This is a genomic window from Suttonella sp., from assembly GCF_056855035.1.
Map to the genome: position 1 here is coordinate 1 of NZ_JBXGGR010000066.1, position 11,746 is coordinate 11,746.

General features: G+C 46.7%; 12 protein-coding genes and 1 tRNA gene. 4 read left to right on the forward strand and 9 right to left on the reverse strand.

Annotation, left to right across the window (positions count from 1 at the left end):
• The first annotated feature begins 318 nt into the window (after positions 1 to 318).
• The 4 genes from ACJHVI_RS05945 to ACJHVI_RS05960 all read left to right on the forward strand — a co-directional run bounded on the left by ACJHVI_RS05945 (position 319) and on the right by ACJHVI_RS05960 (position 3,125).
• The gene (locus ACJHVI_RS05945; RefSeq protein ID WP_483183751.1) at positions 319 to 675 is read left to right on the forward strand and encodes an ArsR/SmtB family transcription factor; all 357 of its coding nucleotides are present in this window, start codon (positions 319 to 321) and stop codon (positions 673 to 675) included.
• The gene (locus ACJHVI_RS05950) at positions 665 to 1,075 is read left to right on the forward strand and encodes a hypothetical protein (protein ID WP_483183752.1); all 411 of its coding nucleotides are present in this window, start codon (positions 665 to 667) and stop codon (positions 1,073 to 1,075) included. Before ACJHVI_RS05945 ends, ACJHVI_RS05950 begins: the two co-directional genes overlap by 11 nt.
• 207 nt (positions 1,076 to 1,282) lie before the next feature.
• On the forward strand, positions 1,283 to 2,620 hold the full coding sequence (locus ACJHVI_RS05955; protein WP_483183753.1) for an MATE family efflux transporter: 1,338 nt from the start codon (positions 1,283 to 1,285) through the stop codon (positions 2,618 to 2,620).
• Positions 2,613 to 3,125: a dihydrofolate reductase gene (locus ACJHVI_RS05960; protein WP_483183754.1), complete on the forward strand. Its 513-nt coding sequence runs from the start codon at positions 2,613 to 2,615 to the stop codon at positions 3,123 to 3,125. The genes ACJHVI_RS05955 and ACJHVI_RS05960 overlap by 8 nt, the downstream gene beginning before the upstream one ends.
• A gap of 111 nt (positions 3,126 to 3,236) precedes the next feature.
• Here ACJHVI_RS05960 and ACJHVI_RS05965 read toward each other — a convergent pair.
• From ACJHVI_RS05965 to rbsD, 9 genes are all read right to left on the reverse strand, one after another.
• A tRNA-Val gene (locus ACJHVI_RS05965) sits at positions 3,237 to 3,313 on the reverse strand.
• A gap of 62 nt (positions 3,314 to 3,375) precedes the next feature.
• Complete coding sequence (locus ACJHVI_RS05970; protein WP_483183755.1) at positions 3,376 to 3,603, reverse strand: hypothetical protein; 228 nt, start codon at positions 3,601 to 3,603, stop codon at positions 3,376 to 3,378.
• 115 nt (positions 3,604 to 3,718) lie between these two features.
• Positions 3,719 to 5,593: a fructose-specific PTS transporter subunit EIIC gene (locus ACJHVI_RS05975; RefSeq protein ID WP_483183756.1), complete on the reverse strand. Its 1,875-nt coding sequence runs from the start codon at positions 5,591 to 5,593 to the stop codon at positions 3,719 to 3,721.
• A gap of 85 nt (positions 5,594 to 5,678) precedes the next feature.
• A complete protein-coding gene (locus ACJHVI_RS05980; protein ID WP_483183757.1) occupies positions 5,679 to 6,467 on the reverse strand; it encodes a Cof-type HAD-IIB family hydrolase in 789 nt (262 codons plus the stop codon).
• A 68-nt stretch (positions 6,468 to 6,535) separates the two neighbouring features.
• Entirely contained in the window at positions 6,536 to 7,480 is a 945-nt protein-coding gene (gene rbsK, locus ACJHVI_RS05985; RefSeq protein WP_483183758.1) for a ribokinase, read from the reverse strand.
• 75 nt (positions 7,481 to 7,555) lie between these two features.
• Positions 7,556 to 8,428 (reverse strand): ribose ABC transporter substrate-binding protein RbsB, encoded by an 873-nt coding sequence (rbsB, locus tag ACJHVI_RS05990; protein ID WP_483183760.1) that lies wholly within the window; start codon positions 8,426 to 8,428, stop codon positions 7,556 to 7,558.
• A gap of 49 nt (positions 8,429 to 8,477) precedes the next feature.
• A complete protein-coding gene (gene rbsC, locus ACJHVI_RS05995; RefSeq protein ID WP_483183762.1) occupies positions 8,478 to 9,434 on the reverse strand; it encodes a ribose ABC transporter permease in 957 nt (318 codons plus the stop codon).
• Positions 9,435 to 9,442: 8 nt separating this feature from the next.
• On the reverse strand, positions 9,443 to 10,969 hold the full coding sequence (gene rbsA / locus ACJHVI_RS06000) for a ribose ABC transporter ATP-binding protein RbsA (protein WP_483183763.1): 1,527 nt from the start codon (positions 10,967 to 10,969) through the stop codon (positions 9,443 to 9,445).
• 2 nt (positions 10,970 to 10,971) lie between these two features.
• On the reverse strand, positions 10,972 to 11,391 hold the full coding sequence (gene rbsD / locus ACJHVI_RS06005; RefSeq protein ID WP_483183764.1) for a D-ribose pyranase: 420 nt from the start codon (positions 11,389 to 11,391) through the stop codon (positions 10,972 to 10,974).
• Between the last annotated feature and the right edge of the window lie 355 nt (positions 11,392 to 11,746).

Consider the following 11,746-nt stretch of genomic DNA (forward strand, 5'->3'; position numbering starts at 1 on the left):
TGCTTGTTGCGCTGAGTCGATATTCTTCAACAAGCTTTCTGTAGCTATGACCTGATGCCAGCTTGTCTAATATCATTTGTCTGTAATCTTTTGAGTATGCTATAAGTTTTAGTGTAACCTTTTTTGGATTCTTTGACTATAGAAGTCATTAAGAAAGTCTGTGTTTTTTTTCATAATTATCTGAATAAATATGAATTTTCCAAACGGAATTCTTAAAACCAAGAAAAATTTTTCAGAAAAATAAAAATTGCTTGTCATTGTTCTTGTCTTGGCGTAAAATTTCTACACTTCAATAAGTGTTGTAATGAAGAAATGACTATGAGCTGCGAACATGAGCATCAACAGCCAAAAGCTTTAACGGAGCAGGAATTGCAAGCATTAAGCCGCAGTGCGGCGATGTTTGCTGCGATGGCAGAAGTCATGCGTTTGCGAATCTTATTGCTTTTGCATGAATATCAAGAATTATGCGTGTCGCAATTATCTGAAATGCTAGGAGATAAGGTCAATACCACCTCGATGCGTTTAAAGAAATTGCATGATGCCGGTTTGCTTGATAAGCGTCGTGATGCCAAACATATTTATTACCGCTTAAAAGACGAACATATTGTGAGCATTATTCATAATGCTTATGAACATTCCCATGAACCTGAAATAGGAGCAAACAATGACTTGTGAAATCCATAAAGAACACGACCATGTGCACGGCAAAGATTGCGGACATACGGCTATCCAACACGGCGATCATGTCGATTATTTGCATGACGGACATTTGCACCACGTCCATGCCGACCATGTGGATGAGCATTATTTGGAAGTGAATGCGCAAAATCCAGATCAATGCACGGCAATGAAAGATTGCGGCTGCGTAGCCGGTTGCGATTGTGATTGCGAAGCAGGAAATTGCGATTGTCATCAAAATGCGCAAGGCTGCCATGATCGCGAGCATGTGCATGGTCCGAATTGCGGTCATGAGGCTGTACCGCATGGCGACCATATCGATTATTTAGTTAATGGCCGCCTACATCATCCGCATGGCGATCATTGCGATGATCACGGCCCGGTACAGCTCGCCTAATATTAAGAGTTTATCTATTTTGTAAAGACTGAATGCCGTTCTGGGCTTCAGTCTTTTTATGCTTTCTGCTATCTTGATTTTTATTCTGGGCGCATGAATAAAGAATCTGCCTGCTCTGTAAAGATACGGATTCTACATAAAACCGGATTTGGCAATAAATCCGGTTTCTGCCACAATAGCGCCTTTTATTTTTACTGAAAATATTTCATGTTGCTGAAATCTTTAAAAACAGAATTAATCCCTACATTAAAACTCGCTATTCCCATGATTGGCACACAACTGCTCAATTATGGTCAGCAAATTATCGATACGGTCATGGCAGGGCGGCATAGTGCCTTAACCTTATCGGGCGTATCCCTTGCCAATCAGCTTTTTGCATTGGTTTATTTGTTGATGAGCGGTGTGGGAATCGGTTTTTCCGCTTATATTTCCCGCCACCACGGCGCAGAAGACAGTACGGCGGTTCGTCGCCATTTTCAACAGGGCTTGTGGTTGTTTTTGGGTATGTCGCTATTAACCGTTCTGCTGACGCTGCTTTGCGCTTACCTGCCTTATGTCTTGGGTAGTCAGGCGGATATTGCTGCACAAAGCAACGCTTATTTATTAATCTTGGCTTTACCGGCAGGCATTTTTGTCTTTGCCGGTGTGGCGCGTTATTTCATGGAAGGCATGGCCAGTCCGCGCATGATTAATATCGTGCAGGCTTGCTTATTGCCGGTGAATGCTTTGGGCAATTATGTGTTTTTGACTTATACCGACTGGGGCGCGGCGGGTATGGCGGTCTCTACCGCGATTTGCTATTTACTGTATTTCATTCTATTGCTGGGCATTTTGCTCAAAGACAAACGTTGGCGGCATTACCGCTTGTTTTCCCGTATCAGCCGCCCAAGAAAAGATATTCTGTATTCGCTGATTGCCGTCGGTCTGCCGATTGGCGTGGCAATTGTGATGGAAGTCGGCATGTTTGCATTTATTAGCGTTATGGCGAGCCGCAGTAGCGCGATTATGACCGGTGCCAATCAAATTGCCGGCAATTATCTCGGCGTGATGTTTATGATTCCTTTGGGCATGTCTGCCGCCTTGACCATCCGTACCGCCAATGCCCTAGGGCGTGACGATTGGCAGGCAATTCGAGATCGCAGTATTGCGGGGCTGCTGTTTTGCACCATATTTATGCTCAGTGCCAGTGTTGCTATGTATTTTCTGCGTGCAGAAATCGCCGCGATTTATACAAAAGATTTGCAAATTATTGCCTTAGCGGTGCAAATTTTGCTGATTATGGCTTTTTTCCAATTAGCCGACGGCTTGCAGGTTGCCGCCACCGGCATTTTGCGCGGACTTGGCGATACGCGGATTATTCTCAGCTTTGCTATGCTCGGTTATTGGATTATCGGCATTCCGGTCGGCTGCTTATTATTCTACGGCTTTGATATGGGTATTATCGGACTGTGGATTGGCTGCGCCTTAGGATTATTTATTTTTGCTGCATTAGCCATTCATCGCGTTTTCAAACATTTACAACGACATGGAGTACTGGATGGCTAAGCCGGAAATTCATTTGATTGCCGCGCAAACGCGCAACCGCGTCATCGGGCGTGATAATGCCATGCCTTGGCATTTGCCGCGCGATTTGGCGCATTTTAAAGCCGCAACCACGGGCTATCCCGTCATTATGGGCCGCAATACTTACCTCTCTATGGGTAAAGCTCTGCCTAAACGTGCTAATCATGTGATTAGCCGTAATACGGCATTTCAATTGCCGGATGCCGAAGTTCATCATAGCCTCGAGCAAGCCTTAACTGCTTGCGAAAGCGCGGAAAAAGTCTTTATCATCGGCGGCGGCGAATTGTATCGCAGCAGTCTATCATTGGCAGACAAACTCAATATTACATGGATAGAGACAGAGCTTGAGGGTGATACCTTTTTTCCTGTTATTGACAGCCGGATTTGGCAAGAAATCGCTTGCGAATCTGTGTCGGCGGATACGAACAACCGCTATGATTTAAGCTTTTGCCGCTATCGGCGTATAGATCGGAGAAGTGGAAAGTAGGACAAGGCGGCGAGCCAAGTCCGTAATACTTTCAATTTTTCGACTGTAGTCGGAGAAGAAGTATAGGTAAAAAGAAAAGCCCTGTAAAAAAAGGGCTTTTTTTATGGAATTTGGTAGGCATAATCGGACTCGAACCAACGACCCCCACCATGTCAAGGTGGTGCTCTAACCAACTGAGCTATATGCCTAGAGAAGGCGCGATTATAGAGAGTTTTTCTTTTTTTGGCAAGTGTTTTATTGAAGGATTGAGTTATTTTCCGGAGATACTTTTATTCTGCTGGCTCTCTTTGGCGGCAATTTTTTTGACTAATTCTTTACACATATCCCATTCAATCTCACCATTGATGTAGCAGTCATAAGCAGCGCGCATAGCCGGGCTGGGTTCGTAACCTTTACCGCGAATCACATTTAAGACTTGATTCACGGCGATTAGGCGAATGCGTTTTTCTTTTGCGGTAATCGGGCTGGCAGTCATCATAATCCTTAAGAGAAAAAGCTATGATAGCAAAAATGCTGTATCTTGCCTGTTCTCTGAACAAAAAGAGATAAATTAAGCCGCACTTAGGCGGCTTAATGTTCTGATAAAACACAGATTAGGCGATGCGTTTTTTAAACGCGCCTAGGCAGAAGGTGCTGACAGCGGTGCCGATAATAATGGCAAGCGCATAGAGGAAGACTTTGTCCACCGCATTGGGGATGAAGAGAACAAAGATACCGCCGTGCGGGGCATGCAGACCGCAGCCGAAAGCAACGCTGAGCGCGCCGGCAACTGCCGAACCGATAACCAAGGCAGGGATGACGCGCAGCGGGTCTTTGGCGGCAAAGGGTATCGCGCCTTCGGTAATGAAGGACAGACCGAGTACGCCAGCGGCTTTGCCTGCTTCACGCTCTTCGCTGGTAAAGCGGTTTTTAAAGATGAGTGTGGCGCAGAAGATGGCGAGCGGCGGCGTCATACCTGCTGCCATGACGGCTGCCATCGGGAAGAAGATGTTGCTGCCGATGAGGGCGGTGGACACGCCGTAAGCGGCTTTATTGACCGGCCCGCCCATGTCTAATGCCATCATGCCGCCGAGCAGTCCGCCGAGTAAGAAGGCGGCGAAACCTTTGGCGTCTTGCTGGGTTTTCAGCCATTCGGTCAGGGCTTCCATGATGCCGCTGACCGGCTTGCCGATGACGTAATACATCAGAAGCGCCACAACGGTTGTGCCGAGTAAAGGCAGGATAATCATTGGTTTAAGGCTTTCCAATTCGCGCGGCAATTTAATGGTTTTGGCAAGGAATTGCACGAAGTAACCGGCGATAAAGCCTGCGAAGATAGCGCCTAAAAAGCCCGCACCGATTTGATTGGAAATGAGCGCGCCGACCATGCCGGGGGCGATGCCGGGACGTCCTGCAATCGAATAGGCGATGTAGCCGCCCAAGATGGGAATAAAGAGTTCGAATGCCGCTTTGCCCGCCCAGAAGAGGTTGGCGGCGAAGGTGCCTTTATAAGCGTCTTCATAAATAAAGATGCCTTTTTCGCCGATTTGTAAGGAGGCGAAGGCGAATCCTAAGGCAATCAATAAGCCGCCGGCGACCACAAAAGGCAGCATGTAGGAAACACCGGTCATCAGATGTTTATAGACGCCGGTTTTTTCTTTGCTGTTGGTGCTGCTTTCCGCCACGGCATTGGCATCACCGTAGGTTTGGGCTTGCGCCAAAGCGGTTTTAATCAGTCCCTGTCCGTCGCTGATGGCGGCTTTGGTGCTGCTGCGGTAAAGGCGTTTGCCGACAAAGCGATCGGGCTCGACATTGGTATCGGCGGCGATAATGACGACTGCCGCTTTGGCGATGTCTTCCGCGTTGAGGACGTTATCCGCGCCCACGCTGCCTTGGGTTTCAATTTTCACAGGATAGCCTAGCTCTTTAGCGGCTTTTTCCAAGGCTTCCTGCGCCATATAGGTATGGGCGACACCGGTAGGGCAGGAGGTAATGCCGATGATAAACGGCACTTCGCCCTGCGTTTGCGCAGCAGCGGCGCTTGCGGTGCTTTCTTCGGCTTGCGCAACGCTGGACAGCGCAATGCGGATTTCGTTCACATCAGTAGTAAGGGCAAGGCGTTGCGCGACTTCTTCGTCGCCGACGACATTGCTTAAGCGTTTTAATACTGCCAAATGCTCATTATCGCTGGCGGCAATGCCCACAATCAGATGCGCCGGCTCGCCGTCTTCCCAGTCCACGCCCTCGGGCACTTGCAAGATGGCAATAGCAGTTTCTTTAATAAATTCGCGGCTTTGCGGCGTGCCGTGCGGAATGGCGACCCCGTTGCCGAGATAGGTGTTTTCCTGCGCTTCGCGCTCAAACATGCCATCCACATATTGCGGCGCGACTTTGCCGTTTTCCGCCAAAATGGCGGCGACTTGCCGAATCGCCTCTTGCTTGTCGGCGGGCTTGGCGCCGAGGCGAATCAGTTCATTGCTGAGTTGCATGGTTTCCCCCTTAATAGAAAATGAAGCAACATTATGCATTTTTTAACATTGCTTTGCACGGCTTTATTTCTATGAGGGAAAGTGTTTATTTCAAAACGGCAAAATACCTTAATGCCTGCTCGATGCCGTCGTCTTCCAATGTGGCGGTTACATAATCCGCCACTGTTTTCAAAGCCTCCCAAGCATTGCCCATTGCCACGCCGATGCCCACATATTGCAGCATTTCGATGTCGTTCAAACCGTCGCCGAAAGCCATGGTATGCGCTGGATTGATGCCCAACGTTGCGCAGATGTCGGCAATACCGCGGGCTTTCGAGCCTTGCGCCGGCAGCAAATCCGCGCCGCCTTTATGCCAGCGGGCAAAATGAAAGCCCAAATCCTCGAATGTTCGCACGATATCGGGGTCTTCGTCCTGCTCGGGCAGGAAAACGGAGAATTGGTAAATGCTGTGGCGGTCGTAATAGTCGGGGTCAATTACGCAGCCGGGGAAAACGGCTTTGGTCTGCTCGTAATGCGGCAAAGGCTCCGACCACGCGATATGATGCTCGGATAATTGTTGATAGACCAAGCCGAAACGCCGACACACCGCCGCTAATTCCGCCGCTGCCGCTTGGTCGAGGGGATAATGGCTGATAATCTCGCTGCCGATCATATTGTATTGCCCGTTGGCACTGACCAGCACCTCAATCATGCCCGAATCAAAAAGGCGGCGGATATCGGGCGGCAGCATGGCGATGCTGCGCCCTGTGGCAATGGCGAGTTTGACTGTGTGTTTCGCGCTCAGCGCCTGCAAGGCGCGGAGATTGTTTTCAGGCAAACGCCCGAAGCGGCAGAGGGTGTCGTCAATATCGAAAAAAACGATTTCCGTATTCATGGCTTTCCTTTGTTTTTATTGCAGTATCGCATAGTTTGTTTGCCGAAATATGTCAAAAAATATCGGGATCAAGCAATATCTGCATTGTGCTGTGTATGACGGGCTAAAAATTCTTCTACTTCTTGACGGTAGGGGATGGCATTTTGTGCGCCGAGTTTTGTTACGGACAATGCGGCGGCGGCATGGGCAAATCGGATAGCATCGCGCATATCTTTGCCTTCTAGCAAAGCGGTTGCCAGTGCGCCGTTAAAGGTATCGCCGGCTGCGGTACTATCAATGGCCTCGACTTGAAAACCTGTGATCATTTCAGCATCTGTGTTCTGTTGGCTGAGATAAGCACCTTTGGCGCCTAAGGTGATGATAACGGTGTTAATGCCTTGTCGATGCAGAATATTTGCAGCTTGCGCAGCGCTGTCTTCATCATGTACGGCAATGCCGGTGAGTATTTGCGTTTCCGTTTCATTTGGGGTGATGATGTCAATTTGCTTGAGCAGCTCGCTTGGCAGAGCTTGAGCCGGGGCAGGGTTTAGCAGAGTGATTTTCCCTGCTTGCTTGGCGATTGTTACTGCCTTAAGGATAGCATCTACAGGCGTTTCCAATTGTGTCAGTAACATAGCGGATTCTGTGATCATCGATTGCTGAGCGATGACTTCTTCGGCGCCTAAAGCGGCATTTGCTCCTGCGTGGATGGCGATATTGTTTTCACCGTTATCTGCCACTTGAATCATTGCCAAGCCGGTATTTTGCTGCTCAATGGTGATAATGCCTTGGGTATTGATGCCGTCAGCAGCGAAGGCATTCTTCATTGTCTGCCCCATTTGGTCTGCGCCGATTGCGGCGATAAATTGCACATCGGCACCTAATCGTGCTGCCGCCACCGCTTGGTTTGCACCTTTGCCGCCATAAGCAAGCTGATAGCTTTTGCCTATAATGGTTTCCCCCACTTGAGGAAAATAAGGCACGCGCATCACATGATCGATATTAATGCTGCCTAGCACACAAAGCATTTGCATAAGTTCTCCTTAACAGATGAAGCGGCAGGCCTAAAGCCTGCCGTTTGATAAAAGATTTATGGATTTTAGGTTGAATTATTGGCTAATGACTTTTAAGGGCACGGGGATTTGTGCTTCGACGGTTTCGCCTTTCAAAAGGCTGACCGCCGTTTCTACGCCTAAGGCGCCGATTTGTTCGGGCTGTTGAGCGATAGTTGCCGCTAATTTACCGTTTTCTACTGCTTTAACAGCATCATCTGTACCGTCAAATCCAACAACTACGATATTTTTGCCCGCCGCTTGCAAAGCGCGCAAAGCACCGAGAGCCATTTCGTCATTCTGCGCAAATACTGCTTGCACCGTATGATGTCCGGCAAGCAAGTTTTCCATTACATTTAAACCTTTTGTGCGGTCGAAATCTGCAGGTTGGCTGGCTAGAATTTCAAATTCATTACTCTCTACCGCCTGTTTAAAACCTTCGCCGCGTTCACGTGCCGCAGAAGTGCCTGCAATGCCTTCCAATTGAATGACTTTGGAATTTTTACCGACTTTTTCAGCAATAAAATCGCCCGCCATTTTGCCGCCGGCAATATTGTCGGAAGCAATATGCGAGACAACGTCGCCTTTATTGGCGCCGCGATCAAGCGTAATCACAGGAACATTTTTTTGATTGGCAATCATCACGGCACTGCTGACGGCATCAGAATCGGTGGGATTAATCAGTAATACTTTCGCGCCGCGTACCAAAGAGTCTTCTACATTTGCCAATTCTTTAGCAGGATCATTTTGCGAATCCAGCACTATCAATTGATAACCGAGTTCTTGCGCCTTGCTCTCCGCCCCTTCTTTCAAGGTAACGAAAAAAGGATTATCCAGCGTGGAAACAGCAAGTGCAATCGTATCCTGTGCAGAGGCGATACTGCCGAATGCCAAACCGATTGAGATGGCCAATGTGCTGAGTTTTTTCATATTTATCTCCTGAGTGAATGAAACTTTATTTGAAAATACGGCAAAATGCTTATGTGCGTTTATGCCCTAAGAAATTGTCTAAAATGACCGCTGCTAAAATGACTAAAGCCTTGGCGACCAATTGATAATAGGAGTCTATATTCAATAAATTCAGAGCATTACTTAGGAATCCGATAATAAGAGCCCCAATGAGCGTGCCAAAAATACGCCCTTTGCCCCCCATTAAACTGGTGCCGCCGACAACTACTGCTGCAATGGCATCTAGTTCATAACCAGAACCAGCAGTAGGTTGTGCCGAGCCTAGACGGGCGGTCACAATCAAACCGGCTAATGCCGCAAGTAAACCGCTTACTGCAAAAACAAATAATTTAACCCGATTAATATTGATACCTGATAAAGCCGTAGCGCTTTCATTGCCGCCTAAGGCATAAATATAGCGTCCGATGCGCGTTTGACTGAGCACATACCAGCCTATGCCAAATAGCAGCAACATCAACCATACAGGCACAGGGATTCCCCATATAAAGCCGGTGCCGATACTGGAAAAGGTATCGGCATTGTCGGAAAATCCTGTTGTAATCGGACGGCCGTTGGTATAAATCATCGTCAAACCGCGCAGCATCAGCATCATGATTAAGGTCGCCATAAAGGCCTGTACCTTGCCAAAGGCTACCAAAGCACCATTGACTAAGCCTAAGCCTGCGCCAAAACACAAAATCAGCGGCACGACTATATAAACCGATATATCCCTGCTAATCAAACTTGCCGCTACTGCGCCGCTTAGCGCTAAGACTGAACCGACCGATAAATCAATACCTGCAATTAAAATCACAAAGGTCATGCCGATAGCGATAATGGCATTTATAGAAGTCTGGCGGAAAATGTTGAGAAAATTATCGATAGTGAAAAAATTCGGATTGAGGCTTGAAACCACCGCAATCAATAGAAATAGTGCGATAAGCGATCGTTGTTCAATGAGTAATTGTTTGATATTTAATGTTTTCATATGAAGCCTTATTGGTGTTGTGCCGTTTGTGTCAAAATAGGGTGTGAAGCGCCTTGTCGTCCTAAAGCGGCGGCAAGTAGTTTTTCCTGACTTGCTTCTGTGCGCGAAAACTCGCCCATCACGCTTCCTTCTTTCATCACAATAATGCGATCGGACATGCCTAAAACTTCGGGCATATCGCTTGAAACTAAAATCACGCTTAAACCCTCGGCTTTAAAACGGTTAATGAGCTGATAAATTTCTTTTTTTGCGCCGACATCTACGCCGCGGGTAGGTTCATCTAAAATCAGCACTTGCGGTCGGCACATCAAACCCTTTGCAATTGCCACTTTCTGCTGATTACCACCGGAGAGTTCGGCGATTATTTTATCGACGCTGGGCGTTTTAATTGCAAACCAATCGACAAAATCCTGTACATTTAACAGCTCATTGTGTTTGATGATTTTTCCCCAGCGTTCAAAACGTTTGAGCGAGCTAAGCGACATATTCTCTTTTACCGACATGGATAGCACCAAACCGTCGCCTTTACGGTCTTCGGAAATATAAACAATGCCGCAAGCCAAGCCTTGAGCAGGTGTTTTAGGGTTAATCCGCTTGCCGTTTAAGCATATCTCTCCGCTGCTTCTGGGCAGAGCGCCGTAAATTAATTTCATTAATTCGCTGCGTCCTGCACCCATTAATCCTGAAATACCTAAAATTTCGCCATGATGCACAGTCAAACTGGCTTTTTGCACACCGCAACCGCTGAGCTCCTTAATTTCTAGGCATATTGCGCCGCGTTCTTGTTCAAGATGCGGATATTGTTCTGCTAAACTGCGCCCGACCATCATTTCAATCAATTGAGCCTCGTTTAAATCGGCTACGGCGCACTCTCCAATCCATTGACCGTCACGCAAAACCGTCACATCATCACAAATCTCAAATATTTCTTGCAGACGATGAGAAATATAGACGATGCCGCGTCCCTGCGCTTTGAGTTCGCGAATGACGGCAAACAATGCTTCGGTTTCTGTATCGCTTAAGGCATCGGTGGGTTCGTCCATCACAATGACTTGCGATTCAAAACTCAAAGCTTTGGCGATTTCCACCATCTGCCGCTCGCCGATGGAAAGCTCGCCGACCAATTGTTTGCTGGAATGCTTAATTCCTAAGCGGGCAAGCAATTTATCTGCTTCGAGATACATTTTATTCCAGTCAATGCTGCCCCAAGCATGGGTAAACTCGCGTCCTAAAAAGATATTTTCTGCAATCGATAGATTGTCCAAAATATTGAGTTCTTGATGAATAATACTGATGCCCGCTTCTTGGGAAGCTTTGGGATTGGCAAAATGCACTGATTTACCAAGATATTCAATGCTGCCGGCATCACGTTGGTAAATGCCCGTGAGAATTTTCATCAAGGTTGATTTGCCTGCGCCGTTTTCTCCCATAAGCGCCATCACCTGCCCGGCATATACTGTTAATCCTGCGCCTTTTAAGGCCTGTACACCTGAGAAGGATTTGTCTATTCCATTGAGATTTAATAATACTTCCATGGTTAAAACGGCACGCCTGAGTAAAGAATCACATTTGCATAAGGCGAACATTCTCCTGTACGCAGCACTGCTTTAGACTGATTGCTCAATGTCTTGAAATCGCTATGTGCTACATATTCAATGGTAATTTGATTGCCTTGTTCCGCCTCAGTTTGAGCAATAAGGGCGAGTACCGCTTCTGCTATGCGAGGGTTAAGCGTTTTGATTTCTTCCGCTAAAACCAAACGCTCAATAAATAATTCCGATAATACTGCTTTAAGCGTTGTTAAAAAATCAGGAATGCCGGGACTTAAAGCGAGATCAATACGGTTTTGCTGTTCGGGTATGGGTAAACCTGCATCACAAATGGTTAAAGCATCGGTATGTCCTAAAGTTGCGATAGTATGCGAGAGTTTTGCGTTTAAAATCGTGGTTTTTTTCATGGCTGCATTCTTTAATTTGGTGTTTTTCTCATATTAAAACATTTTTTCAGTAAATGCTAAAAAATGACATAAAAAACGAGCTCGATTTTTAATTTTTATGTAAAAACAGGTCGATATGCAAAGTGAATAATGTTAGAAATATCAAAAGTTTTGTAAAATCTTTTAGAATCTATCGTTTTTATACTTTAGGATAAGAATAATTTGAAAATGGATTTAGGGCAAAGGGACATTTTAGGTGCTGTTTTCGAGTTCTTTAGCCCTAAGGGACAAAATAGGTGCTATCTAGCGTTTTTTAAGCAAAATAATCTTTTATAAACTTAACCTTATTGTCCTTTCCCATGCCGCAATGACAAGC